Genomic DNA, 25,340 nt, shown 5'->3' with positions numbered 1-25,340 from the left:
TATGTTTGAGATGTCTTTTTGACAAATTCATAATTTTAACTAATAAACAACTAGCGCTATGGATGCAACTTTCGCAACTGGAAAGGAACTTCAAAAAATGGATCCTGTTTTTGGTCAATTATCTTTTGATGATCACGAACAAATTGTATTTTGCAATGACAAAGATACAGGTTTAAAAGCAATTATTGGTATTCATAACTCAGTTATGGGGCCTGCTTTAGGAGGTACCAGAATGTGGAATTACAATACTGAATGGGAAGCTCTGAATGATGTTTTACGTCTTTCAAGAGGGATGACATATAAATCTGCTATTACAGGACTAAATATTGGTGGTGGTAAAGCGGTAATTATTGGTGATGCTAAAACGCAAAAAACACCAGAATTGATGCGTAAGTTTGGTGAATTCGTTCACTCTTTAAGCGGAAGATATATTACTGCTGAAGATGTTGGAATGGAAACTAAAGACATGGATACTGTTAGAGACGTAACACCTTATGTTACCGGAATCTCTGAAGAAAGAGGTGGTTCTGGAAACCCTTCTCCTGTAACAGCTTACGGTGTTTATTTAGGAATGAAAGCGGCTGCAAAAAGCCAGTTTGGTTCTGATGTTTTAGACGGTAAAAAAGTTTTGGTTCAGGGAATAGGTCACGTTGGTGAGGCTTTAGTAGAATATTTAACTAAAGAAGGAGCAGTCGTTACTATCGCTGATATCAACGAAGAAAAATTATACGAAGTAGCACAAAAATATAACGCTACCATTTATACTGGTGAAGATTTATATAGTGCTGATGTTGATATCTACGCGCCATGTGCAATGGGAGCAACTATCAATGATAATACAGTAAACAAAATTAAAGCTAAAGTTATTGCTGGTGCTGCCAACAATCAGTTAGCGGATGAGAATGTTCACGGTGCAAGATTACAGGAAAGAGGTATTTTATACGCTCCGGATTTCTTAATCAACGCGGGTGGAATCATCAATGTTTATGCTGAATTAGCAAACTACGGTAAAGCGGAGATCATGACTAAAACCGAAAATATCTATAATACTACTTTAGAAATTATCGATTATGCTGTGAAAAACGGAATTACAACGCATAAAGCTGCTCTTACAATCGCTCAAAATCGTATCGATTTAAGAAAAATTGAAAATGCTTCTAAATAATTAGTATTCAGTGTTCACTTTTTTAGTGTTTACTCTTAAGTTTAAAGTCTCAGTCTACAAGTCAAATTGTATTCTGAGATTTTTTTTATGCATATGCTAAAACGGATCACTTAAAAACTGACCACTGAATACTAAAAATAACGACTTTTTCACGAATTAATTTTATTATAAGCTGTTAAATTCTTATTTTTGCAGACTAATTTTTAAATGTTCTTACAAGGTGGTAAATAGAAGACACATACGCGTTAAAGTAATGCAATCCATTTATGCAATGCATCAAAGCGGTTCTGATAATATGGAAAAAGAAGAGAAATTTCTTTTTTATAGCATAGATAATATTCAGGACTTATATCTTATAATGCTTTCTTCATTGATTGAAATTTGCAAAAAAGAATCTGTTTTTTTACATCTTTCAAGCAAAAAACATCTTGCAACTGCTGCAGAACGTAACCCGAATGAAAAATTTATCAAAAACAAAATTTTTCAACTCTTAGCTGAAAGTAATTCCCTTAGCATCGCTTTAGAAAATCGTAAAATCAATAACTGGTCATTGAATGATGATTATATTTTGTTGCTTTTAAATGATATCAAATCAAGTGAAGTGTATGCAAAATACATGTCAAACACTACAAATACTTTTGAAGAAGACAGACAATTTATAATTGATTTGTTTGCTGATGTAATTGTTCCGAATGAAAAATTATATGAGTATTTAGAAGATGATAAATTAACTTGGGTTGATGATATTCCGGTTGTAAATACACATATCGTTAAACAATTGAAAGCAATCAAAACGGAGGATCCGGACGATTTTAGAGTGCCAAAATTGTATAAAGATGTTGAAGATAAAGATTTTGCAAAAGATTTGTTCAGAAGAACAGTTTTAAACGAATCAATCTTCGCAAAAGAGTACGATGATAAAACGCCAAACTGGGATAGCGAAAGAATTGCTGAAATTGATACTATTATTTTAAAAATGGCAATTTGTGAATTTTTAAAATTCCCTTCAATTCCGGTAAAAGTAACCCTTAACGAATATTTAGAAATTGCTAAAGAATATTCTACTCCTAAAAGTAGTATTTTTATCAACGGAATTTTAGATAACCTTGTAAAAGAGTTAACTGCTAATAAGAAGATGGTAAAAGTAGGAAGAGGATTAATGTAATTGGAGAGAAATTCCAATTTTTAAATTCCAAATTCCAACGAATAAATTAATATTAATAACAAAAATAAAACCCGAATACTATGCAAGATTTAATGAAATTTGCTCCTTATTTACTAATGTTTGTAGTGTTGTATTTCTTCATGATCAGACCACAACAAAAAAGAGCAAAAAACGAAAAAGAATTTGAAAGCGGCCTAAAAGTAGGTGACAAAATAATTACTAAAAGTGGTTTTCACGGTAAAATTGTTGAGCTTGCTGAAACAAGCGCAGTTATCGAAACTATGTCTGGAAAATTAAAAATTGAGCGTTCAGCTATTTCTATGGAAATGAGCGCTGCTTTGGCTAAAAAAGCGTAATTTTTTAGAAATTCCAATAAAATTTAAATCCCAAATTCCAATGTAAAATTGGAGTTTGGGATTTTTTTTGGTTAAAATGTTTACAAAGAATGTCATTCCGAGGAACGAGGAATCCCCGTAAGTAGCTCGACAAAGATTAGTGATTTTGATTGTGGAGTTTCTCGCGGAGATTCCTCGTTCCTCGCAATGACTTTGTTTGCGCATAAAAAAACCTTTGTCAAAGTTTTAAACTTTGACAAAGGTATCTAAGATTTCCAGTTTGGAATTTGGAATTTTTTTATTGGAATTTAATTCATCTGTATTTATCATTCAGCCCAACATTTCCTAATATCATCGGAATCACTTTCTCAATTCTCGTTAATTTCGTTTTTTCCTGTTTGGCTGTTTCAATATATTCTAAAAACTCATATTGTTTATACGGACTGAATTTTTGAAAAGCTTCCGCTAAAGCCGGATTTTGATTCATTTCCTTTTGTAATAATTCAGAAATAATTGCCTCTTTTTTGGAAGGTTTAATGATTTTTCCTTGCTTTTCATTTTCAATGGCTTCAGCAATATATTCTAGTATTTCCTTCTCGTTTACGTCATCCTTTGAAGTAAATCTCCATTGACGCAACGATTTTGTTTTGTCTTCCTGAGCATTGATTAATTTCTTTTTCTCATCTTTCAGGAAAACTCCATTGTAGAACCAAATCGTAAAATAATCTTTAAAACCTCCTATTCCGATAACATTCTTTTTATTGTAAACATAAACCGGGCCTCCCCATTTTATAGTTTCTTCCAGTTCCGTTTTATCTATAATAAATTTAAGAAGAAGTAACTCTTCCTCCCATAAATGGTTACTGTGCCAAACGTGTTTTTTATCAGAATTCGGTTCCAATTTATCTTTTTCTTTTAGGTTTTTCGGTTACATCAAAAATACCAGGAGTAGCTGTTAATTCTGCAATTTTTACAATTACATCTGTTGCTTTCTGGATACTTTCTGCTGGAACATATTCGTATTTTCCGTGAAAGTTATGTCCACCTGCAAAAATGTTTGGACAAGGTAATCCCATAAAAGATAATTGAGATCCATCAGTCCCGCCACGAATAGGTTTAATGATTGGTTTAATGTCTAATTCTCTCATTGCTTTTTCAGCAATATCAACAATATGTTTTACCGGAAGTACTTTTTCCTTCATATTATAATATTGGTCTTTTACAACGGCAGTTACAATATCTTCTCCGAATTGCTTAGCGTATTTTTTATTGATTTTTTTGGCAATTTTCCCAATTAAATCTTTTCTCTTTTCAAACTTGATCTTGTTATGATCTCGGATAATCAATTCTAAAACTGTTTCTTCAATACTTCCTGTTAAGTGATGTACGTGGAAAAATCCTTCATAACCTTTCGTTTCCTGAGGCGTTTCTCCTTTCGGAAGTTCATTGATAAAATCATTAGCGATCAACATCGAATTGATCATTTTTCCTTTGGCATAACCAGGATGAACGCTTTTTCCTTTGAAAGTAATTTTGGCTCCGGCAGCATTAAAATTTTCATATTCTAATTCACCAATCTGACTTCCGTCCATGGTATAAGCCCATTGAGCGCCAAATTTCTCCACGTCAAAATGATGCGCGCCACGGCCGATTTCCTCATCTGGTGTAAATCCAATTCTGATTTTTCCATGTTTAATTTCCGGATGCTGAACAAGATATTCCATTGCCGAAACAATCTCGGTAATTCCCGCTTTATCATCGGCGCCAAGCAAAGTTGTTCCGTCAGTAGTAATGATGGTTTGACCTTTATACTGCAATAAATCTTTGAAGTAGTTTGGAGAAAGAATAATGTTTTTCTCTGCGTTTAAGACAATATCTTTTCCGTCGTAATTCTCAATAATTTGAGGTTTTACGTTGGCTCCGCTAAAATCCGGTGAAGTATCAAAATGCGAAACAAAACCAATAGTTGGCACTTCATGCTCTACATTACTTGGTAGGGTAGCCATGATGTAAGCTTTGTCGTCTATAGTAACGTCTTCGAGACCAATTGTTTTTAGTTCTTCGACTAATTTATTGGCAAGATTCCATTGTTTTTCTGTACTAGGTGTAGTTTGCGAATTTGGGTCCGATTCTGTATCAATTGTTACATAACTGATAAAGCGATCTATGATATGCTGCATTTGTTTGTTTTTTTAGCAAAGATAAGTAAATATATAGGCGTTTAAAAAGATAAAAGAGTTTGCCACGAATTCACGAATTAGTGCTACTGAATTTAAATACAAAAAACCAATTTCACGAATTACATTTTTCATGAAATTGATTTTTTTTAAGCTTTGTGATGTCACATTTTAATTAGTGAAAATTAGTGACTCGAGCGATAGCGACAGGCGAAGCAAATTCGTGGCAAAAAAAAACTTTATTGTACGCATCTAAAACCAATATGATTTGCTGGTGATTTGTAATCTCCTTTTCCTCTGGTTCCTACCATATATCGTGTACAGTATTGATCTGTACATAAAAAGGAACCTCCACGCTGTACTTTTTTAGGTAAATCTGGTTCTCCCGGATCATAAGATTTTTCAGGTCCTTGAGGGTTTTTGACAACTTGACCATTATCACTTATAACAGCATAATAGTCTGCAGTATACCAATCATTTGTCCATTCCCATACGTTTCCTCCAACGTCATATAAGCCATAGCCATTTGGTTCAAATTGAGCCGTTGGAGCAATTCCGATATAACCATCTTCTCCAGTATCGCCTTTCTCAATTGGGAAATGTCCCTGATAAATATTGGCTTGAAATTTTCCTTTAGGTTTTAAGTTATTCCCCCACGCATAAAGTTCTCCGGTTTTTCCACCGCGAGCAGCAAATTCCCATTCTGCTTCAGTAGGTAATCTTTTTCCGGCCCATTTTGCATAAGCAGCTGCATCATCATAGGAAACCTGCACAACGGGATAGTTACCTCTTCCTTTTATAGAACTTCCGGCTCCTTCCGGATGTCTCCAGTCGGCTCCTTTTGCATACGTCCACCATTGCATATAATTATTCAAATCTACTTTAGCAGGAGTAGGAGTAAAAACTGCTGATCCGGCTACTAAATTTTCTAATGGAGCATCAGGATATTCTTCATGTGTTGGTGCTTTTTCTGCTAATGTTACATAACCGGTAGCTTTAACAAAAGCTTCAAATTGATCATTTGTAACCTCAGTTTGATCCATATAAAAACCATCAACATAAACTCTGTGTATTGGTGCTGCATCTTTAGTGACACCTTTAATGCTGCATAAACTTTCGTCTTCGACATTGCTTCCCATAGAAAATTCACCACCCGGAATCCAAACCATTCCTTTAGGTGTTTTACCTGATGGTTTGTTTTTATTCTCTATTGTCGGTTTAAACAAAGAAGCAGAATCCGCATTTGGAGTTTCGGCACAATCCATTGCAGCCAATTTTTGTTTAGGAACAATAAGCTTCGTATAGCCATAGGCGATTGAAATAATGGAGATTGTTAGTATCGCAAAAATCCAGTAGGTCTTATTTTTCATTATAATAGTTTTAATCTTAGAATAGTTGTCAAATAGAGAGCGATAAAAGTAAAAAAATAACCCAATATAATTCTAGTTATTTTATAGAATTAATAAAATATAATTATTATTGTTCAATCATCTTTAAAATCAAAATGAAAAGACAGTTTTGAATATGTTTCATTTTCAATATTTTATGTTGGTTAAAGTTATGTAAAAAAGAATTTTTATCCAAAATAGATTCGCCTCTTTTGAAATTTTAAAGTGCTTTATAATGAAATGTCCCATTGTATTCTAAAGCGCCACCCTTGTTCCAAAGGCAAGGTTTTGTCCTGAAAACTAAAATAAGATACTTCTGAAGTTAATTTATTTTTGTGTCCCTTAAAAAACCAATTAAAAGCAATTGTTGTTTCATCTTGTAAATTTTGTCTGATCGAATTGTCTGGACGATAGGCTGCATGTCTACCAGCTATTTCTAAATGTTTTGGCCACCAATCGAAAGCATTATGAAAGAAATAGCCCGCCTGAACATAATAACCTTTCAGAGTAGTGGTGTTATCATTATTTAATTTATCGATGATCTCTTTGGTATGCCATTCGCTTTGCCAGGAAAAACCACGATACATAAAAGCACTTTCTAAATTCCATTGATTCACCCGATATTGACCTGGTAAGCCATTTTCGTAACCTTCTAAAGAACCTCCTCCAGATTGTGAAAATCGGGTATAAGGGCTTCGGTTTGTTAATCCTGAAAAGGCGATAATTGGAGTTGGTTTTTCGTGAAATTCCAGATCGCTTCCTTCAAAATCAAGAAAACGTCCTAGAAAGTTCCATTGCGCTCTTCCAAAATACATAAGATTATTATCATCGTTTGAAGTATTTCCTCGCCCGGTTCCTGTTAAAGCCGCTGCCCAGTAATTAAAATCCGCAATACCGCTTCCTTTAAGATGTCCGTATAGTTCAACTCCCATTTGTCTGTCTGCTGTAAAAGGACGATTGATAAGAGATCTATCGACGGTTTGTTGTTCACCGCTGCTTATAAAACGTTCTCTGGTATATTCTACCTTCCATTGTCCAACTTTAAAACTCAGCCATTCCCATTTTTCAATCATGATTCTAAAATCAAGTAAATTGGATTGACTAAGTTCATATTCCCAATAATATTTTAACCAGGGTTCAAAAGCATGACCACCCACTTTTAATCTTGCTCTGTTAATTTTGAAAGTTGTTTCTTTATCCTGACTATAATCATCATACGTCAATGGATCCTGATCGTTTGGTGTAGAAAATCGGAATTGAAATCGGCTTTGTAATTGAAAAAGAAATTTGTTGTCTCTGGTTCGTAATTCTATTCCTTTATTTCCATAACTAACATTGATTAATTTGGTAGTGTCTTTTATTTGCTGAGACCATCCATTTAAGCTTAATAGTAATATTAAGCCTAATAGGATACTTTTTGAAATACGAATTAATAGGCTGGCTTTATACATATTGTTACTTAGTGGTATAATTTGTATTTACTATCGCTATTCTTAAGTTTATTTCTTCTTTTTAAAAGGATTTGCTGTTTACATCAAATACAATTTGTAATAAGAATTTTCTTTAGTGTTTCAAATTTAAATAATAAATGATTCAAATAGTTCCATTAAAAGGCCTGACGTTGTTTCATTTTATAATTTGCAACGTTTTATAATTTGTTTTAGATAAAAAGAGCCATTTTAAACTATTATAATTAAATTTGCACCCGAAAATAACACAACAACACTCTTATGTATAAATTGATAATTCGCCCGATACTTTTTTATTTTGATCCTGAAGAAGTACATTATTTTACTTTTTCATTTGTTAAATTCATTTCGAAAATTCCGGGAGTTTCATCAATTATAAAATCAATTTACGAAGTAAAAGACAGTCGTTTAGAGCGTGAAGTTTTCGGAATTAAATTTAAAAACCCGGTTGGATTGGCTGCAGGATTTGATAAAGACGCCAAACTATACAAAGAACTTTCAGACTTTGGTTTTGGTTTTATTGAAATCGGAACTGTAACTCCGGTTGGCCAGGAAGGAAATCCTAAAAAACGTTTGTTTCGTTTAAAAGAAGATCAGGCGATTATTAACCGAATGGGATTTAATAATGGCGGAGTTCTGGAAGCCGTTGAACGTTTGAAAAAGAATTCAGGTGTTTTAATTGGTGGAAACATAGGAAAAAACAAAGTGACTCCAAACGAAAATGCTGTTGACGATTATATCATTTGTTTTGATGCCTTGTTTGATCATGTAGATTATTTCGTAGTGAATGTAAGTTCGCCAAATACTCCAAACTTAAGAGCTTTACAAGATAAGGAACCTTTGACAGCTTTGCTTCAGACATTACAAAACAGAAATGTAGAAAAGCAAAAAACAAGCAGTCAAAAAATAAAACCAATTCTTTTAAAAATTGCTCCGGATTTAACAGACGAGCAATTACTAGATATTATTGATATTGTAAAAACAACACAAATTGCAGGTGTAATTGCAACAAATACAACTATTTCAAGAGAGGGATTACAATCTCAAAATCAATCTGAAATGGGAGGTTTGTCTGGAAAACCATTAACAAAACGTTCGACTGAAGTCATTCGTTTTCTGTCTGAAAAAAGCAATAAAGCATTCCCGATTATTGGAGTAGGAGGAATTCATTCTGCCGATGATGCAATAGAGAAGTTAAATGCAGGTGCAAGCTTAGTACAATTGTATACTGGTTTTATCTATGAAGGCCCGGCTTTAATTAAAGAAATCAATAAAAAGGTTTTAAAGGGATTGTAAAATCAATGCCTGGACAACAAGTCCAGAAATTATAGCAATTCCAAAACTAATCAAAGTACCAATTAAAACATACTCGGTTAGTTTTCGGTCTTTGGCTTCTTTTAAATCCCCGAATCTAAAAATAGATTTGGCAGCCAATAGAAAACCGATCGCTTCAAAATGCCCGGTTAAGATAAAACAGAACACAAATAAGCGTTCCAGTATACCAATGTAATTTCCTGCATTGGCAAGTGAATTGTCTGCGTGTGTATTTTCATTTTCGGGACTCCAAATCGATATGATGGTTTTGATGATAATGGAAGAAGGTTTGGTAACGAATAAGATTCCGGTCAATAAAATCCAAAACTCATTATTCTGCCAAAAATTAATAATGCTTTTGTTTTCATATAAAAGTACAACTCCGATTAAAATTATAATATGTGCAATCTGGTCAGTAATGAACCAGCTGCGTTTTGTTTTTGGTTGCTGAAAATTTAGCTTTATGAGGTCGATAATTCCGTGGGTCACAGCAATTAAAACGGCATAAGGAATAAAGCGGATTTCCCAAACCAAAATTGCTGCCAACAGGCCGTGAATCAATATATGAAGGTATAAGAAAACACTTTTATGTTTTTTAATTTCTTTATCGGACACCCATGAATTGGGCTGCCAGATAAAATCGCCTAATAAATGCGCTAACAGTAGTTTTATAAATAAAATCATGGGGCTGTAAGTTGTTTTATTTGTGTTCTAAAATAACGATCTAAATTCATAACCAAATCAAATTGAGCACGTTTTTGTCTACGACTCACGGCAGCTTGATTAATGCCTAGTTTTTGTCCTAATTCTTCTTGAGATAAAGTAGGGTTTTCTATAGCGACGGCAACAAATTCTGCAGATTGTACTAGCCAGTTATCCATAAAGGTCAAAGCCAGCTGAAGCATCAAATTCATTTTTTTATCAATGTCAGTATTTCCGGTTCTCATCGCTAACGTTACTTTTTGTTTTTTCAAAGTTTCAAAAAGTTCTCCTGAATGTATAAAAGCATCGCCATTGCTTTCTGATATTTTTTCGGCATTATGTGTTTTGTTTCCAAAACCAATGCTCATTCTCGCATCTAATTTTATAGATCGTAAATGTGCTTTTATTAAGATAGCCGACAATAAGGCTTCTTCTGGATTTTGTATTTCGATTTGAAATTCATCTCCCCGATAAACTTCCCATTGGCTTGGTGTCTCGCCAAACGGAGACAAGATTTTTTTTAAACCTTCGACCCAGTCTTTTGATTTTTGCTTTCTTGAATCGATTATATCACCTGTAATTACACTAGTCATAATTCAAATATAATTAAAAATAAATAAAGTTTTATATTACAAATATAAGGAATATTTTTAAATATTACACTTTTGCGTAATATTTGAGTTTATTACCTTTTTGTGTAATGTTTTTACTTATTACAATATTAAGTAATATTTTACTTAATGAAAATTATAACTTTTATTTCTTTAAAAAAGAAGCTAACTTAGCCTTCACAAAAGAATAAGCTTTGAATAAAGAAATCAAGATTATCGAATGTCCGCGAGATGCCATGCAAGGTATCAAAACTTTTATTCCAACAAAAAATAAGGTTTCGTATATACAGTCTTTGCTTCGCGTAGGCTTTGATACGATTGATTTTGGAAGTTTTGTGTCTCCAAAAGCAATTCCGCAAATGCAGGATACTGCTGAGGTTTTGGCGCAGCTTGATCTTTCTCAAACTACAAGCAAATTACTGGCGATAATTGCCAATACACAAGGAGCGGCAGCAGCTTCAGAACATGAAGCTATTCAGTATTTGGGATTTCCTTTTTCTATTTCAGAGAATTTTCAAATGCGAAATACCCATAAAACGATTGCCGAATCATTAATTACACTGGAAGAAATTCTTGAGATTGCCAATAAGAAAAACAAAGAAGTCGTAACCTATCTTTCAATGGGGTTTGGAAATCCGTATGGAGATCCCTGGAATGTTGAAATAGTAGGTGAGTGGACGGAGAAACTTTCAAAAATGGGCGTGAAAATTTTATCACTTTCAGATACTGTCGGAAGTTCTACGCCAGAAGTGATTACTTATCTTTTTTCTAATTTAATTCCAAAATACCCTCAAATAGAATTTGGTGCACACTTACATACAACACCAGACAGTTGGTTCGAAAAAATAGATGCCGCTTCAAAAGCGGGTTGTAAACGTTTTGACGGAGCTATCCAAGGTTTTGGAGGTTGTCCAATGGCAACCGATAAACTGACGGGAAATATGCCTACAGAAAAACTGATTTCCTATTTTACAGCCAATAAAAAAACAACCGGACTAAATTCCTTAAGTTTTGAGAGTGCTTATAATGAAGCATCAAAATTGTTCGGTAAATTTCATTAAAAAGTAGTACATTTATTATTTATATGTAATAATCATTTGTAAACCAGTGTTATTACAGACGATCTAATAGAGTAGTTATGAAAGCAAACATCCTAAATAGAATTCCTAAAATTTTAGTTTTTGCATTCCTTTTTTTTTCGTGCTCAAGTGATCTGGATTTTGATCAGACCAAAGATCTTAGGCTGGAACCCGTATTTGTAGCTAATCTGGCTTATTTTAATGTTGCGGCGACCCAATTGATAAATGACGGATCGCCACAAGTAGTGTCTGATGTTCAGAGTTTTGATGCGTTTAAGGATGAATTTTTTAGAGATAATCTGGTAAAAGCCGAATTCGATTTTGAAGTTGAAAATACTATAGTTAGGGCTTTTCGAATCGAAATGTTGCTATTAGATGCTAATGATCAAACACTTGAAGCCAATTCGTATTCAGTTCCCGCTTATTCAGCAGGTTCTAATGTTATCAAATTTCCGACAGAAGTATACGAAAATCAAAGACTGGACCTTTTAAAACAGACTGTTAAATTGAAATTTATTGTCGCAATGGAGTCTGGACCGCCATTAGACGAACACAGTAAAGGAAATCTGAAATTTCGCTCAAGTGCAAACGTTTATATGGTGATCGAATGAGAAAAGCGTACTTAATTTTAATGCTGTCTCTACAGTTTGTTTGTTTTAGTCAAAACAGACAGCTTCTGTATAATTTTACATCAATTCCGCAATCATCATTGGTCAATCCGGGTGCTGACGTTTCGTATAAATACTATTTTGGTATTCCTGTATTATCTGGAATTTCGGCTAACGTTGGATCAAGCAGTTTTTCGGCTTATGATTTATTTGCTAATAATGGAGTCGATTTTAATGATAAAGTCCGAAATATTGTAAACAACTCGTCAAACAAAGACAAAGCTCAGGTTAATGAACAATTAGAATTGTTTTCGGGCGGTTTTAGAGTTGGAGGAGAAGACAGTCAGTCTTATGTTTCATTTGGGGTCTATCAGGAGTTTGATTTTTTGATGTATGTTCCAAAGGACCCTGCGATATTTGCCTTATACGGAAACAAAGATTATGTCGGAAAATCATTTAATTTGGCAGATATCAACGTTAGGGCAGAAGTACTTTCTGTTCTTCATGTCGGGTTTCATAAAAAACTAAGTGAAAAATTTGTTCTGGGAGGTCGTGCCAAGTTGTATTCAAGTGGTGCCAATGCCACCTCTACACGAAATTCCGGGTTTATTTATACAACTCAAATTCCGGGAACTCCAAATCTTTATACACAAATAATCTCTTCAAATCTGGAACTTAGAACTTCCGGACTTGCCAAATTTACCAAAGATGAATATGAAGGAAATGTAGCGGAAGATATTGCACATAATACCTTTTTTAATGGTAGTTTAGGGTTGGGGTTAGATGCCGGATTTACTTATTATTTCAGAGATAATCTACAGTTTACGGCAAGTATTATTGATCTCGGATTTGTAAATCAATCCAAAGATATTGAAACTATAACCTACAAAGGGAATTACAGATACGAAGGTGCAAATCCTATTTTCGAATTTACAAATGATCCTGAAGATGTTTTTGATGATTTCGAAAAAGCTATTCCACGCGACACGCTTTATAACAAATACACTACCTGGCGCCCAACCAAATTGTATTCATCTGTTCAATATTCTTTTGGAGAATCCAGATCAGATGAAGAATGTAATTGCAAGGCCTCTGCTAAAAAAAGATATCTTAATGCAATTGGAGGACAAATGTTTGCTATGACAATGCCAAATGAGCCTTTTATAGCATTTACAGCTTTTTATAGAAGAAGCATCTTCGAAAAATTAGATTTCAAGGCCACTTATACATTAGATTCTTATTCAAGTAAAAACATTGGCTTGGGACTTTCCGGAACGATAGGAAAAGTCAATATTTATGCTCTCGTCGACAATGTTTTAGAATATAGAGATGTCTCGAAAGCCAATAGTCTAGCATTTCAATTCGGAATTAATTTTATTGTCCCTGAATCAGAAGATTAGTTTTTAAAATTCCAATAAAAAAATTCCAAATTCCAATTTGGAAATGTATTTGTAAGAAGTTAGAATTTGAAATTTTTTTATTGGAATTTGTTTTTCTTTTGTAAGAACATTCTCTGGTATAGAAAATTAAGAAAAAGTTAGTACTCAAGTTTCCAATTTATTCACTATATTTGCACGCAATTCAACTAGAAATTGCAACATGATAGCACACAACTCCAAGATCATCGGCGAAGGTTTAACTTACGATGATGTATTATTAGTACCTAACTACTCGAATGTGCTTCCTCGCGAAGTGAGTATCAAATCAAAATTTTCAAGAAATATAACACTAAACGTTCCTATAGTATCAGCTGCTATGGATACCGTTACAGAGAGTGCAATGGCAATCGCTATGGCGCAGGAAGGCGGAATTGGTGTTTTACATAAAAACATGACCATCGAGCAACAAGCTGGAAAGGTTAGAAAAGTAAAACGTGCAGAGTCTGGAATGATTATCGATCCGGTAACATTACCGATGACTTCGACGATTGCAGATGCGAAAAATGCAATGAAAGAATTCGGAATTGGCGGTATTCCAATCGTTGACGAAAACAAAATCCTAAAAGGTATCGTTACGAATCGTGACTTACGTTTCGAAAAAAACGGTGCAAGACCAATTGCTGAGGTAATGACAAGTACAAACTTAGTTACTGTTGCCGAAGGAACTTCATTAGAACAAGCAGAAGTAGTTTTACAAGGTCACAAAATTGAAAAACTACCAGTTGTAAATGCTAAAAATGAATTGGTTGGTCTAATTACTTTCAGAGATATCACAAAATTAACTCAAAAACCAATCGCAAACAAAGACGTTTACGGACGTTTAAGAGTTGCGGCTGCAATTGGAGTTACAGGTGATGCTGTAGAAAGAGCTGCTGCATTAGTTGCGGCAGGTGTTGATGCTATTATTATCGATACTGCTCACGGACATACTGAAGGTGTTGTAAATACATTAAAAGAAGTAAAATCAAAATTCCCGCAAATAGATGTAATTGTTGGAAACATCGCAACTCCTGAAGCAGCTAAATATTTAGTAGCCAATGGTGCTGACGGTGTTAAAGTTGGAATCGGACCTGGTTCTATCTGTACAACACGTATTGTTGCCGGTGTAGGTTTTCCTCAATTTTCAGCAGTATTAGAAGTTGCTGCAGCTATCAAAGGAACTGGAGTTCCTGTTATTGCTGATGGTGGAATTCGTTATACGGGAGACATTCCTAAAGCAATCGCTGCCGGTGCTGACTGTGTGATGTTAGGTTCATTATTAGCAGGAACAAAAGAATCTCCGGGTGAAACTATCATTTTTGAAGGAAGAAAATTCAAATCATACCGCGGAATGGGTTCTGTTGAAGCCATGCAAACAGGTTCTAAAGACCGTTATTTCCAGGACGTTGAAGACGACGTTAAAAAATTAGTTCCGGAAGGAATTGTGGGTCGTGTTCCTTACAAAGGAGAATTAAACGAAAGTATGCTTCAATTCATTGGTGGTCTTCGTGCCGGAATGGGATACTGTGGTTCAAAAGATATTCCAACTTTACAAGAAACAGGACGTTTTGTTAGAATCACGTCAAGCGGAATTACGGAAAGCCACCCACACAACGTAACGATTACAAAAGAAGCTCCAAATTATTCAAGATAATTTTTAGTTTTCATTATTATAAAACAAAAGGCATAAGAGTTTTAATCTTATGCCTTTTTTTATTAGTTTTTCGAGATTTCGGAGGTTTGTTTAAAATCACTTTTTGATTTTAATTGTAAAGTAAAATCGGTACTTTTTAGATCAAGATTAAAATCCATTACTAAAGTATTTCCGGTAATAAAATGATTTGGAATATCATAAATTAAATCCCCTTTTCCTATTCCGGCTCCATTTGTTTCAAATCTACTGTCCGACATTTTCATAGTATAAGTTTGTGTTATATCAAAGAATGCATTTTTTGAATTCATGCTTTTCAAACGGTATGTTGTGGTAATTTGCATTTCAATATTAATACCTGCAATTGGTAATGTTAAAGGGCTTTCCTGAATAAAAGATTCACCTATTTTTAGTTTTTTCTGCGGCATAACCAACTGTGAAAATGTGCTTTTGACGGTTTGGAAAATGATATTTTTAAAACTTTCTTCCATGCCTTTTGAGACGATAGAATCCATTTCAGGCATAGTAGAAGATGACGTTTTACCATACAACAACGTACCGTTTGGAATTATAGTTTTTCCATTTGCGTCAATAGATTTTAAGTACTCAATTGTTATCGGAAAGTTGCCGCTTTTATCAGTTTTACCCGTTTTAGAAAGTGTTTCTAAATTAAAGCTATTTTTTATTTTCGTTGGGTTTACTATTCCATTTTGCTTTAAATTTTCTAAAAATTTTTCGTTTCCAGAATACACAACTTCATAATCTGAAGAATTAGATGTTGCTTGACGATAAATAGTTTCAAGAGAGTAACCAGGTTTGAAATCTAAAATTTGATTTGATTGTCCGTAATTAAAAAAAGGAAATGAAATAAGAAAAAGTAGAAGTATATTCTTCATGGTTTTAATCTTAAAAACTATTTTGGTTTTTAGATGTTTTAAGAGAGACGAAAATAGGAAAATAAAAGTGACCAGAAGTAAAAAAAAATACATTTTGAAGTTTAATCTTCTCGAAAGTTTAGGCTATGCTTTTTCAATTCTTCCAATAGTTTTGGAATTGAGCTTGGTCCAATTCCGTGTAATGATATGATTTCTTTTTTTGAATATTTTGATAAATCCTGTACAGTTTCGATTCCTTTATTTTCTAAAGCTCGTCTTGCCGGGGCTGACAATACAGATAAAAGCCCCGATTGTGGTTTACGCTCCTGTTCGCAAATTGGACAAGTAGGGCAATCGCTCGTTTTAAAATAGTGATGCCCTTTTTTACAAGTTCTGTTATTTTTAGAAGAGGAGATCATTTTTGTTTTAGATTGGAATATAAAATTACCTAAAAAAAACAGCTGATGCAATATTTTAAAATTGCATCAGCTGTTTTATATAAAATATAATATTCTAAAGAGCAGCAGTTTGCTTTTCTGTTTCTCTAATTTTCTGATTTTCTAAAATCTTTTGAACAAAAGGTTGAACCTGAGTTTCAATTTCCGACTCTGAGATATTTAATGCTTCTGGATTTTTTACTAATTCCAGCCATGGTTTAGGTCCGTCAAAATTATAGCTTCCAAAAACGATTACAGGTGTTCCTTTAACTTTTACATTTTCACTGTCTTTCAAAACCCATTCGTCTGCCCATTTATAAAGGTATTTTGCATCTTTTTCTAATAAACGCAGACAAGAATGCGAAGCTGGATAGCCGGGTAATTCATATTGGTGAAAACCAACTCCCAGTTTATTTTCAATATTAAAATTCCATTTTAAGTCCCATTCGTCATTAAAAGTACTTGTTGTTTTTTCAGCCTTCCAATTGGTGAAAAACAATCCTGTTGGTGTTGGGTCTTTTTTTCTTCCCATATTGGTTGGTCCGGTATAAACGAGTTCGCCGTTTTCATAAGCGGCAAAAGTCTGTGTAGGATAGGAGAAAATCAAAACTTTAGAAACCTCTTCTAAAGCTGATACGTGTATTGGAAATGGTAAATAGTAAACCAAATCGCCACTAAAATCATTCGGAATTACAACCGAATCCATTTTGGCAATATTTGCTTTATCCGTTCTATTTATAGCGTAGGCAATATAAAGTTTGGTTGAATCACCTTTAATGGAATCAAGCCATTGTTTTGTTTTTTCAAATTTAAAAGCAACAGTTGATTCTGGTTTTTTGTATTCAACGGTTTTGCGAATTTTTGTTTCACTTTGTCTTATAGTCTTCTTTTGTTCACAAGAACCTAACAAAACTAAAACAAACAGGAACAAAACATTTGATGTGTAATATAACTTTTTCATAAAACTGGTTTTTTATATGATGTAAAGTTATTTTATTAATCGTCTAAATTAATTACACAATTTGCTGAATAGTTTATTTGATTATCATCCTTGCAAATTTATCTTTTCTTATAGTTCACTCCTTATTAAACAGCATACATGTTTTTATAGTAATTACTATTTTACAGTCTGTGTAAATTCATTTACTATTTGGTAATCTTTGTTTTTAACTATGATTTTATATTCTCCTTTTTTCAGGATTAGGTTTGATTTTTCACTATCACTAGCAAGTTCAATTATATCTGCGGGAATACCATTTTTTTCAAATTCATTAATTCGATAGGCTAAGACTAATGCAGGATATTCCTTGATTTTAGAATTTTCAATTTTAATTGTTTTTCTTTCTTTTGAAAGATTCAGCCAATCAGGTCTGTTGTTTTTGTATTTTGTGATTGGGTGGATAATAGCACAGTCTATATTTTTAGTGTTTTCTCTATCTCCACTAAAAGCTTTATTTTCATTATTTATCATAATAACAGGGTAATCAAGATTTACCATTTCAATGTAAGGAGAATTTAAATTTGTATTTCCTTTTTCAGAATAATACGTCTGATCAATTGTAAAAGGATTTATTCCTGTCATTTCTATAATTCTGCCAGCCATTGCTTTTTCCCAAGTTTTTATTCCAGGAGTACCTTCTATGATGTGTTCGTATCCACAATGAATTAAGAATTTAGAATTCGGATTTTCTTTCATCATCTTAACAATGTTTTCAGCTTGCTCGATTTCTCTGGTTTTGCCGCCGTCTCTTACTTTTGAAGTTGATTCATATTGAAATACTGTAAATCCAATTTCTTTTGCTTCCTTTATTAAATTGCCAAATTGAGGTTCTTTAATGTAAAATCCATCTTGTAAAGTAGCAAATTCTTTTCCATCCAAATTTTCCCATAATGCCTCTAATCCAAGAAATCGATATCCGTTATTATATAAATCGTGGAGTAAGGATGTTGTGAAAACTCTATGTCTGGAATTATTATGAGCTTCATTTATAAGAATGATTTGTTCGTTTTTTGAGCGATCAATGATATATTTTTTAGCATTTACTGGCTTAAAGGATTTAAAATAAAGACTGTCTTCTGTTGAAATAGTTTTCTTTTTAGAAAAATCTGCCCCAGCTTGTTTGTCCCAAGTTTCAAGCCCTAATTTATAGTAGCCACTTATCGAAAAATTTGTAGCAGCAATCTGATATCTGGCGAGGGTTTTGTCATTTTCAAAATTGGCAGTAATATCTTCTGAAAAAAGGTAAGTTTCTTTTTTTTCTTGAGAATATAATTTTATAGAAAGAATAAGTAAAAAAAGGATTATTGATTTATGCATCAGTTTGAATTAATTATTGGAATTTATTTGATGTAATTGATCTAAAAGTAATTTAAAAAGGTGAAGCAATGATTTTAAAGTATCTAAACTACGAATTTCACCATCCATAAAGTAGGCTAATTCATATTCGTTTTCGGGAAGCTTTTCCTCCCATATTCCTTTTTGATCTGAAATTTGGAGATTAATTTCGTTTTGAGATTCAATAAGATTTCTAATTTCTTTATTTCGTAATAATGTTTTTATTTTAAATTCATTATTACTTTTAATTGTAAATGCTTTGTCAAATTCCGGATAGCCAATTTCTACATCTTGTGCCCCAAATATTTTCTCTATTTTTCGAATAAAACCTTCGCGATATATTTCAAACTTAAAATTATTTGATAGAGCAACTGGAGCAATAACCCTTGTGGTTTTGCTACTGTATTTTCCTGACCAAACTGTAAAATTATCAAAAATTATTTTCCAGTTTTTGTATTCGATTTCGGTTGAGTCGGAGCGCCAGGAGTACCCTTCTTTAAAAGTTCCTCCGGCTTCTTTTGCAAATTCTTGCCAGATGTTAATTTGATTTTTCATAGAATTTTAAGTCGACTGCTCTTTCCATGTTTGTAAAAACCATTTACCATCTATTTTTTCAAAGTAGAAATCGGAGTAAATTCCATTATCTACTCCTCTAATTTCGACAACTGCTCTATTATTTTTTATTTTTATTTTTTGCGTATACCGATCTAATTCTCGAGTTAATGCATCTTTTGGATAGGTGAAATCAAGTTTAGTATAATCTGATTTTAAAATAGTTCTTTCTTTAAAATCGGATTTGTTTTCGTCTAATTCTACCATAGATTCCAAGTCAATTTCTTTGACTTTTAAAGGGAACTTTACCCTGCTGATTTGAAAAATAGAATCCTGACTAAATTTATCTAAAAACATTTCAAAGTTTTCGTTAGCTACCTTTGGATTTTGTTTTGCAGCATTTTTATCTTTTTGTTCTGTAATTTCCTGTTTTTTTATTTTTTGTTTTACTATTTCATTTTTGCAATTAAAAAACAAAAACGCAATAAAAAAAAGCAACACAATCGCTTTTTGATTCATATCAAATTAGATAAAGTTCTTCATGTAGTTTTTTTGAACTAATATACTTATAAAAAATCTAAATCAACCCTTTTATCTTAGCATGTTGCAGTAAAATAATAGTTTTAGCATCTACAATTTCACCAGATTCAATCATCGCATAAGCTTCATCAAAAGTGTATTCTAAAACCTGAATGTTTTCTTGCTCAGAGGCTAATCCTCCTCCTTCACTCACTTTCATGCTTTCATTATATTCACCGGTAAATAAATATAAAATTTCTGTTACAGCACCTGGAGACATATAAGTTTGTGTTACTTTTTCTACTTTTTTGATACGATATCCAGTTTCTTCTTCCGTTTCACGAATGATACATTCTTCAGGATTATCTTCGTCTAAAAGTCCTGCACAAACTTCAATCATCATTCCAGTTTTGTTTCCATTAAGGAAAGTTGGTAAACGAAATTGTCTTGTAAGGATAACCGTTTTTTTAGTAGAGTTGTATAATAAAATTCCAGCTCCATTTCCGCGATCGTACACTTCCCGAACGTGAGTCTGAATTTTTTCATTTTCTTTTTGATAACTGAAAGTAACCTTATTAAGGATATACCAATTGTCTGATAATAACTTCGTTTCTCTAACTTTAATTTCAGGGTTTTTCATGGCGTAAATATTTATATAAAAAAAACGCCCTGATTATCAGAGCGTTTAGTGATTGTTATTTTGTTATTGTTTGCTTTCTGTCTGGCCCAACCGATACAATTTTGATTGGCACTCCAACTTCTGCTTCAATAAATTCAATATATTCTTTTAGCTCAATTGGCAATTGCTCATAAGTCGTTAAACCAGTTAAGTCTGCTTGCCATCCTTTAAATTCTTTATAAACAGGAGTTACATTCTCTGGCTCAATGTTATAAGGAAAGTGCGAAATGATTTGTCCTTTATAGTTGTATTCAGTACAAACTTTTAAAGTTTCGAATCCTGAAAGAACGTCACCTTTCATCATCATTAATTGTGTAACACCATTTACCTGAACAGCATATTTTAAAGCTACTAAGTCTAACCATCCACAACGTCTTTGTCTTCCTGTAACAGATCCAAATTCGTTTCCAACTCTTGCCATTGTAGCACCAACTTCGTCAAAAAGTTCCGTTGGGAAAGGTCCGCTACCAACACGTGTAACGTAAGCTTTAAAAATTCCGTAAACTTCTTTGATTTTGTTAGGAGCAATTCCTAAACCAGTACAAGCTCCGGCAGCAGTAGTGTTTGATGAAGTTACGAAAGGATAAGTTCCGAAATCAACATCTAATAAAGATCCCTGAGCTCCTTCACATAAAATAGATTTACCCGCTTTTTGAGCCTGGTACATATATTCTTCACTGTCAATGAAATCTAATTTTTTTAATTCTTCAATAGCTTCAAAAAACTCTTTTTCAAGTTCAGCTAAATTATATTGAATAGCGACATCATAAAAAGCAATCATTGCTTCATGTTTGTCTGCTAATGCTCTGTAACGTTCTTTGAAATCTTCCAATTCAACATCTCCAACACGCAATCCGTTTCTACCTGTTTTGTCCATGTAAGTTGGACCAATTCCTTTTAATGTAGAACCAATTTTTGCTTTTCCTTTCGATGCCTCAGAAGCTGCATCTAATAAACGGTGTGTTGGTAAAATTAAATGTGCTTTTCTTGAAATGATCAATTTGCTTTTGATGTCAAGGTTAAATTTCTCTAAACCTTCAATTTCTTTTTGAAAAACTACCGGATCAATTACAACACCATTTCCGATGATGTTTACTGAATTTTTATGAAAAATTCCTGAAGGAATGGTTCTTAGTACGTGTTTAATTCCGTCAAATTCTAATGTATGTCCTGCGTTTGGTCCTCCTTGAAAACGTGCAATAATATCATAATTTGAGGTAAGAACGTCAACAATTTTTCCTTTACCTTCATCTCCCCATTGTAATCCTAGTAATAAATCTACGGTCATTCTGTTTTAATTTGCGTTGAGGCAATTTGAGTTGCCCTACTGATTAATGTAGTTAATTTTCTTTTTTTTTATTTTTTGAATAATTCCCTTTCCGGATTATTGTTTTTGCTTTTTGTTTCCGTAGAAATAAAGTGAATGATTCGTAATTTCGATATCAAATATTTCTTCGATTGTTTTTTTGATGGTTTGAATTCTTGGATCGCAAAATTCAATTACTTCGCCAGAATCGGTCATAATAATATGATCATGCTGTTTGTCGAAATACGATTTTTCGTAGTAAGCCTGATTTTGTCCAAATTGATGTTTTCTAACCAAAGCGCAGTCTAACAATAACTCGATCGTGTTGTATAACGTTGCTCTACTCACACGATAGTTTTTGTTTTTCATTTTGATATAAAGGTTTTCTATATCAAAATGCTCTTCGCTATCGTAAATTTCCTGAAGTATAGCATAACGCTCAGGAGTTTTGCGATGCCCTTTTTGTTCAAGATACATTGTAAAAACATTTTTTACAATTTCTTGATTCTTAGTGTTGTCAGTTGAAATGAGTGTCATATCCGGCAAAGATAATTTTTTATTTTTAATGAATAAAAGTTTCGGGTTTAAAGTTTAACGTTCGAATATCAATTTGATTGATAATAATGCAATAAATACAGGCTTTTCAATCCATTATTTTTACGAAGTTCAAGGAAACTTAATTAACATAATTATTTTTATTTATGATAAAACTAACAAATTTTTATTTGGTTTTTGACATGTACATATACCAGTTCCATTCCCAGGTTTTTCCATTATCATCAGACATGGCCTGACTCCAAACGGGATTGTTTTCATCTCTGGCGTCCCAACGAAATACTTGTAATACATTTTTACCTTCAAAAATATCTTTTGAGAAAAAATGCCCAACTTTATTCTCGAATGAACCAACAACAGGTTTATCTAAAGTTCCCGAAGTTGAATCGGCCCAATAAATACTCCACAACTTTGTTTTCGGATTAAATAATCGAACAGTCATCCCTTCAAAAGGTTCGCCATCAAAAGTGGCAAGGAAATTATCGATATTGCCAATGCCATTCAAAATCTTGTACATTTCCTGAGTTGAAGTAAATTCAATCCATTCAGTACAATTGGCAAATCGCTGTTTTAGTTTTTTATTTTTGATAATAGATTTTCCCTGAAAAAAATCGAAATCATCTTTTGAAGAATATTCGGAAGCAACAATTAAAAGCGCTCCATTTTCATCAAACTGTATTTTCGGAATTTCTAAGGATTCTGTTTTCATTGATATTCTTAATATAAGAATTAAGTTCTGTATTCTCTCGTCACTTTATCAACTCCGTCAATTTTTTTGATAGCATTGATCATTTTCTTCAAAATCGTATTATTCTTTACAATAACTGCGATCTGTCCGTGGAAAATTCCGGCGTCAGTACTCAAAGATATACTCTGAATATTCACACTCATATTGTTCGAAATAACTCTTGTCAATTGGTTGGTAAGCCCTAAAACATCCATTCCGGTAATGTTGATAATCGCTTTGAATTCTTCCTGAGATGAATCAATCCATTTCGCACTCATGATACGATAGGCATAATTGGACTGCATTCCAATGGCATTTGGACAGTCTTTTTTATGCACTTTTATTCCTTCGTTAATGGTAACGAAACCAAAAACATCGTCACCCGGAATTGGGTTACAACATTGCGAAAGTTTGTAATCGAGTTTGTCATGTTCTGTACCAAAAACCAGCATGTCATAATTACTGCTGATAACCGGTTTATGAATATCCTCGTCTGCAGTATCTTTATTTCTTTTAATTTTATTTTTAAAGAAATTGATAATCGTGTTGCTTTTTTGAGCCGCATAATCTTTTAACTGCTGATTTTCGATAGCACCAATTCCAACTCTGTAAAATAAATCCAGACTGGTTTTTAATTTGAAGAAGTTTACCAACTCATTGATAACCTGTTCGCTGATGGTTATTTTAAGATGTTTTAATTTTCTTGTAAGTAGTTCTTTTCCTTCCTCAGCAATTTTTTTAGTATTCTCGTTAAGAACGTTTTTGATTTTATTTTTGGCACGTGATGTTGTTACATATTCCAACCAGTTCACTGTTGGCTTTTGATTCGCTGATGTAATAACTTCAACCTGGTCACCACTTTTTAATTCGTAATTTAACGGAACTAATCGTCCATTTACACGCGTTCCTCGGGTTCTAATTCCAATTTCAGAGTGAATACTAAAAGCAAAATCTAAAGAAGTAGCGCCTTTTGGCAGCGATTTGATTTCTCCTTTTGGTGTAAAAACAAAGATTTCTTTTGAATATAAATTCATTTTAAAATCTTCCACAAAATCCACCGCATTGGTTTCCTGATTCTCTAATGCTTCACGAAGAAGATTTAGCCAAACATCCAATCCGCTTTCTTCCGTTGCACCATTTTTATATTTGTAATGTGCTGCGTAACCTTTCTCTGCAATTTCATCCATACGTTCGCTTCGAACCTGCACTTCAACCCAACGGCCTTTTGGCCCCATGACGGTAATGTGCAAAGCTTCGTAACCGGTTGATTTTGGAGATGAAATCCAGTCGCGCAAACGGCTCGGGCTTGGTCTGTAATGATCTGTTACAATCGAATAGATTTTCCATGCCACAAACTTTTCATCGTGCGGATCTGCTTTGTAAACAATTCTAAGCGCAAATTTGTCGTAAACTTCGTCAAAGCTTACATTTTGTGCACGCATTTTTCGGCGAATCGAATAAATAGATTTCGGGCGCCCTTTTATAATATAATCTATTTCTTCTTTATCCAGAGAATTCTTCAAAACATCAGAAATATCTTTGATATAAGCATCTTGCTCTTCTTTTGTTTCTCTGATTTTGCTCACAATATCATTGTAAACATTAGGTTCTGTATATTTTAAACCTAAATCTTCGAGTTTGGTTTTAATATTATAAAGTCCCAAACGATGGGCGAGTGGGGCATAAATATATAAGGTTTCTGAAGCAATTTTGGTCTGTTTGTATTCCACCATTGAATCCATTGTCTGCATATTATGAAGACGGTCAGCCAATTTTATCAGAATAACACGAACGTCATCGTTCAGTGTCAGAATCATTTTTCTGAAATTCTCTGCCTGCATTGAGGCATTTAAGTCTTTTTGAACCAGCGAAATTTTAGTCAGACCTTCGACTAATTGTGCCACTTTTGGGTTGAATAATCTTTCAATATCTTCAACTGTAATTGGAGTATCTTCAACAACATCGTGTAATAAGGCCGCAGCAATAGAGGTCGCTCCCAAACCAATTTCAGAGGCAACAATTTTTGCAACTGCAATAGGATGAAAGATATACGCTTCGCCAGATTTACGTCTTTGTTCTTTGTGGGCGTCAACAGCCACATCAAATGCTTTCCGGATTAGTTTTTTATCAGCGGGTGTTAAAGTCTGGTAACTTATTCGAAGTAATTCTTTGTATTCCTGCGCAATTGCTTTGTTTTCTTTTTCAATATCTATTTCTATCATAACGGCATAGTTCAAGTACTAAAAATAAGCATTAGTTTGAATATACGCAAG

General features: G+C 33.3%; 25 protein-coding genes. 8 read left to right on the top strand and 17 right to left on the bottom strand.

Annotation, left to right across the window (positions count from 1 at the left end):
* The first annotated feature begins 58 nt into the window (after positions 1 to 58).
* The 3 genes from BUA98_RS21090 to yajC all read left to right on the top strand — a co-directional run bounded on the left by BUA98_RS21090 (position 59) and on the right by yajC (position 2,686).
* Positions 59 to 1,165 (top strand): Glu/Leu/Phe/Val family dehydrogenase, encoded by a 1,107-nt coding sequence (locus BUA98_RS21090; RefSeq protein WP_072975802.1) that lies wholly within the window; start codon positions 59 to 61, stop codon positions 1,163 to 1,165.
* A 253-nt stretch (positions 1,166 to 1,418) separates the two neighbouring features.
* Positions 1,419 to 2,330: a transcription antitermination factor NusB gene (nusB, locus tag BUA98_RS21085; RefSeq protein WP_072976046.1), complete on the top strand. Its 912-nt coding sequence runs from the start codon at positions 1,419 to 1,421 to the stop codon at positions 2,328 to 2,330.
* Positions 2,331 to 2,410: 80 nt separating this feature from the next.
* A complete protein-coding gene (gene yajC, locus BUA98_RS21080; RefSeq protein ID WP_056247152.1) occupies positions 2,411 to 2,686 on the top strand; it encodes a preprotein translocase subunit YajC in 276 nt (91 codons plus the stop codon).
* Between the two features lie 292 nt (positions 2,687 to 2,978).
* On the opposite strand, the gene BUA98_RS21075 is transcribed toward yajC, so the two are convergent.
* From BUA98_RS21075 to BUA98_RS21060, 4 genes are all read right to left on the bottom strand, one after another.
* Complete coding sequence (locus BUA98_RS21075) at positions 2,979 to 3,566, bottom strand: YdeI/OmpD-associated family protein (protein WP_072975801.1); 588 nt, start codon at positions 3,564 to 3,566, stop codon at positions 2,979 to 2,981.
* A gap of 1 nt (position 3,567) precedes the next feature.
* A complete protein-coding gene (pepT, locus tag BUA98_RS21070) occupies positions 3,568 to 4,845 on the bottom strand; it encodes a peptidase T (protein WP_072975800.1) in 1,278 nt (425 codons plus the stop codon).
* A gap of 236 nt (positions 4,846 to 5,081) precedes the next feature.
* Complete coding sequence (locus tag BUA98_RS21065; protein ID WP_072975799.1) at positions 5,082 to 6,212, bottom strand: formylglycine-generating enzyme family protein; 1,131 nt, start codon at positions 6,210 to 6,212, stop codon at positions 5,082 to 5,084.
* Positions 6,213 to 6,460: 248 nt separating this feature from the next.
* Positions 6,461 to 7,681: an OprO/OprP family phosphate-selective porin gene (locus tag BUA98_RS21060; protein ID WP_072975798.1), complete on the bottom strand. Its 1,221-nt coding sequence runs from the start codon at positions 7,679 to 7,681 to the stop codon at positions 6,461 to 6,463.
* A 279-nt stretch (positions 7,682 to 7,960) separates the two neighbouring features.
* On the opposite strand from BUA98_RS21060, the gene BUA98_RS21055 reads away from it, so the two are divergent.
* On the top strand, positions 7,961 to 8,995 hold the full coding sequence (locus tag BUA98_RS21055) for a quinone-dependent dihydroorotate dehydrogenase (RefSeq protein WP_072975797.1): 1,035 nt from the start codon (positions 7,961 to 7,963) through the stop codon (positions 8,993 to 8,995).
* Here the strand turns inward: BUA98_RS21055 and BUA98_RS21050 are convergent.
* Both BUA98_RS21050 and BUA98_RS21045 read right to left on the bottom strand, forming a co-directional pair.
* Complete coding sequence (locus BUA98_RS21050; protein WP_072975789.1) at positions 8,981 to 9,697, bottom strand: DUF3307 domain-containing protein; 717 nt, start codon at positions 9,695 to 9,697, stop codon at positions 8,981 to 8,983. The two genes, BUA98_RS21055 and BUA98_RS21050, sit on opposite strands and share 15 nt — an antisense overlap.
* Entirely contained in the window at positions 9,694 to 10,308 is a 615-nt protein-coding gene (locus BUA98_RS21045; RefSeq protein WP_072975788.1) for a SatD family protein, read from the bottom strand. Before BUA98_RS21045 ends, BUA98_RS21050 begins: the two co-directional genes overlap by 4 nt.
* A 212-nt stretch (positions 10,309 to 10,520) precedes the next feature.
* Between BUA98_RS21045 and BUA98_RS21040 the strand changes: the two genes are divergently transcribed.
* The 4 genes from BUA98_RS21040 to guaB all read left to right on the top strand — a co-directional run bounded on the left by BUA98_RS21040 (position 10,521) and on the right by guaB (position 15,085).
* Complete coding sequence (locus tag BUA98_RS21040) at positions 10,521 to 11,387, top strand: hydroxymethylglutaryl-CoA lyase (RefSeq protein ID WP_072975786.1); 867 nt, start codon at positions 10,521 to 10,523, stop codon at positions 11,385 to 11,387.
* Between the two features lie 77 nt (positions 11,388 to 11,464).
* Complete coding sequence (locus tag BUA98_RS21035) at positions 11,465 to 12,016, top strand: hypothetical protein (RefSeq protein WP_072975784.1); 552 nt, start codon at positions 11,465 to 11,467, stop codon at positions 12,014 to 12,016.
* Positions 12,013 to 13,413, top strand: coding sequence for a DUF5723 family protein (locus BUA98_RS21030; protein ID WP_072975783.1), 1,401 nt, complete (start codon positions 12,013 to 12,015; stop codon positions 13,411 to 13,413). Before BUA98_RS21035 ends, BUA98_RS21030 begins: the two co-directional genes overlap by 4 nt.
* A 199-nt stretch (positions 13,414 to 13,612) precedes the next feature.
* A complete protein-coding gene (guaB, locus tag BUA98_RS21025; protein ID WP_072975780.1) occupies positions 13,613 to 15,085 on the top strand; it encodes an IMP dehydrogenase in 1,473 nt (490 codons plus the stop codon).
* 62 nt (positions 15,086 to 15,147) lie between these two features.
* Here the strand turns inward: guaB and BUA98_RS21020 are convergent, their stop codons facing one another.
* The 11 genes from BUA98_RS21020 to BUA98_RS20970 form a co-directional block, all read right to left on the bottom strand.
* Positions 15,148 to 15,978, bottom strand: coding sequence for a hypothetical protein (locus BUA98_RS21020; RefSeq protein WP_072975778.1), 831 nt, complete (start codon positions 15,976 to 15,978; stop codon positions 15,148 to 15,150).
* Between the two features lie 101 nt (positions 15,979 to 16,079).
* Complete coding sequence (locus BUA98_RS21015) at positions 16,080 to 16,376, bottom strand: RNA polymerase alpha subunit C-terminal domain-containing protein (protein ID WP_086065482.1); 297 nt, start codon at positions 16,374 to 16,376, stop codon at positions 16,080 to 16,082.
* Positions 16,377 to 16,470: 94 nt separating this feature from the next.
* Complete coding sequence (locus BUA98_RS21010; RefSeq protein WP_072975776.1) at positions 16,471 to 17,355, bottom strand: L,D-transpeptidase; 885 nt, start codon at positions 17,353 to 17,355, stop codon at positions 16,471 to 16,473.
* Between the two features lie 156 nt (positions 17,356 to 17,511).
* The gene (locus tag BUA98_RS21005; protein ID WP_072975774.1) at positions 17,512 to 18,711 is read right to left on the bottom strand and encodes a hypothetical protein; all 1,200 of its coding nucleotides are present in this window, start codon (positions 18,709 to 18,711) and stop codon (positions 17,512 to 17,514) included.
* A 9-nt stretch (positions 18,712 to 18,720) separates the two neighbouring features.
* The gene (locus BUA98_RS21000) at positions 18,721 to 19,284 is read right to left on the bottom strand and encodes a hypothetical protein (RefSeq protein ID WP_072975772.1); all 564 of its coding nucleotides are present in this window, start codon (positions 19,282 to 19,284) and stop codon (positions 18,721 to 18,723) included.
* A gap of 6 nt (positions 19,285 to 19,290) precedes the next feature.
* Positions 19,291 to 19,800: a DUF4348 domain-containing protein gene (locus BUA98_RS20995; RefSeq protein WP_072975770.1), complete on the bottom strand. Its 510-nt coding sequence runs from the start codon at positions 19,798 to 19,800 to the stop codon at positions 19,291 to 19,293.
* A 58-nt stretch (positions 19,801 to 19,858) separates the two neighbouring features.
* Entirely contained in the window at positions 19,859 to 20,440 is a 582-nt protein-coding gene (locus tag BUA98_RS20990) for an NUDIX domain-containing protein (RefSeq protein WP_072975769.1), read from the bottom strand.
* Positions 20,441 to 20,495: 55 nt separating this feature from the next.
* Positions 20,496 to 21,767 carry an adenylosuccinate synthase gene (locus BUA98_RS20985; RefSeq protein WP_072975767.1) on the bottom strand — a complete coding sequence of 424 codons (1,272 nt, stop codon included), beginning with the start codon at positions 21,765 to 21,767 and terminating at the stop codon, positions 20,496 to 20,498.
* 96 nt (positions 21,768 to 21,863) lie between these two features.
* Positions 21,864 to 22,322 carry a Fur family transcriptional regulator gene (locus tag BUA98_RS20980; RefSeq protein WP_026981862.1) on the bottom strand — a complete coding sequence of 153 codons (459 nt, stop codon included), beginning with the start codon at positions 22,320 to 22,322 and terminating at the stop codon, positions 21,864 to 21,866.
* 184 nt (positions 22,323 to 22,506) lie between these two features.
* Positions 22,507 to 23,049 (bottom strand): hypothetical protein, encoded by a 543-nt coding sequence (locus BUA98_RS22240; RefSeq protein ID WP_086065480.1) that lies wholly within the window; start codon positions 23,047 to 23,049, stop codon positions 22,507 to 22,509.
* Between the two features lie 20 nt (positions 23,050 to 23,069).
* Positions 23,070 to 25,289: a RelA/SpoT family protein gene (locus BUA98_RS20970; protein ID WP_072975766.1), complete on the bottom strand. Its 2,220-nt coding sequence runs from the start codon at positions 25,287 to 25,289 to the stop codon at positions 23,070 to 23,072.
* Positions 25,290 to 25,340: the final 51 nt, after the last annotated feature.

Source organism: Flavobacterium saccharophilum (assembly GCF_900142735.1).
Taxonomy (GTDB): domain Bacteria; phylum Bacteroidota; class Bacteroidia; order Flavobacteriales; family Flavobacteriaceae; genus Flavobacterium; species Flavobacterium saccharophilum.
Note: the sequence above shows the minus strand (reverse complement) of the source record. Positions and strands in the feature narration are given on the sequence as shown.

Coding starts and splice junctions, on each gene's coding strand:
- BUA98_RS21090 (WP_072975802.1), top strand. CDS start 59: ATGGATGCAACTTTCGCAACTGGAAAGGAACTTCAAAAAATGGATCCT.
- nusB (WP_072976046.1), top strand. CDS start 1,419: ATGCAATCCATTTATGCAATGCATCAAAGCGGTTCTGATAATATGGAA.
- yajC (WP_056247152.1), top strand. CDS start 2,411: ATGCAAGATTTAATGAAATTTGCTCCTTATTTACTAATGTTTGTAGTG.
- pepT (WP_072975800.1), bottom strand. CDS start 4,845: ATGCAGCATATCATAGATCGCTTTATCAGTTATGTAACAATTGATACA.
- BUA98_RS21065 (WP_072975799.1), bottom strand. CDS start 6,212: ATGAAAAATAAGACCTACTGGATTTTTGCGATACTAACAATCTCCATT.
- BUA98_RS21060 (WP_072975798.1), bottom strand. CDS start 7,681: ATGTATAAAGCCAGCCTATTAATTCGTATTTCAAAAAGTATCCTATTA.
- BUA98_RS21055 (WP_072975797.1), top strand. CDS start 7,961: ATGTATAAATTGATAATTCGCCCGATACTTTTTTATTTTGATCCTGAA.
- BUA98_RS21050 (WP_072975789.1), bottom strand. CDS start 9,697: ATGATTTTATTTATAAAACTACTGTTAGCGCATTTATTAGGCGATTTT.
- BUA98_RS21045 (WP_072975788.1), bottom strand. CDS start 10,308: ATGACTAGTGTAATTACAGGTGATATAATCGATTCAAGAAAGCAAAAA.
- BUA98_RS21035 (WP_072975784.1), top strand. CDS start 11,465: ATGAAAGCAAACATCCTAAATAGAATTCCTAAAATTTTAGTTTTTGCA.
- BUA98_RS21030 (WP_072975783.1), top strand. CDS start 12,013: ATGAGAAAAGCGTACTTAATTTTAATGCTGTCTCTACAGTTTGTTTGT.
- guaB (WP_072975780.1), top strand. CDS start 13,613: ATGATAGCACACAACTCCAAGATCATCGGCGAAGGTTTAACTTACGAT.
- BUA98_RS21020 (WP_072975778.1), bottom strand. CDS start 15,978: ATGAAGAATATACTTCTACTTTTTCTTATTTCATTTCCTTTTTTTAAT.
- BUA98_RS21015 (WP_086065482.1), bottom strand. CDS start 16,376: ATGATCTCCTCTTCTAAAAATAACAGAACTTGTAAAAAAGGGCATCAC.
- BUA98_RS21010 (WP_072975776.1), bottom strand. CDS start 17,355: ATGAAAAAGTTATATTACACATCAAATGTTTTGTTCCTGTTTGTTTTA.
- BUA98_RS21005 (WP_072975774.1), bottom strand. CDS start 18,711: ATGCATAAATCAATAATCCTTTTTTTACTTATTCTTTCTATAAAATTA.
- BUA98_RS21000 (WP_072975772.1), bottom strand. CDS start 19,284: ATGAAAAATCAAATTAACATCTGGCAAGAATTTGCAAAAGAAGCCGGA.
- BUA98_RS20995 (WP_072975770.1), bottom strand. CDS start 19,800: ATGAATCAAAAAGCGATTGTGTTGCTTTTTTTTATTGCGTTTTTGTTT.
- BUA98_RS20990 (WP_072975769.1), bottom strand. CDS start 20,440: ATGAAAAACCCTGAAATTAAAGTTAGAGAAACGAAGTTATTATCAGAC.
- BUA98_RS20985 (WP_072975767.1), bottom strand. CDS start 21,767: ATGACCGTAGATTTATTACTAGGATTACAATGGGGAGATGAAGGTAAA.
- BUA98_RS20980 (WP_026981862.1), bottom strand. CDS start 22,322: ATGACACTCATTTCAACTGACAACACTAAGAATCAAGAAATTGTAAAA.
- BUA98_RS22240 (WP_086065480.1), bottom strand. CDS start 23,049: ATGAAAACAGAATCCTTAGAAATTCCGAAAATACAGTTTGATGAAAAT.
- BUA98_RS20970 (WP_072975766.1), bottom strand. CDS start 25,289: ATGATAGAAATAGATATTGAAAAAGAAAACAAAGCAATTGCGCAGGAA.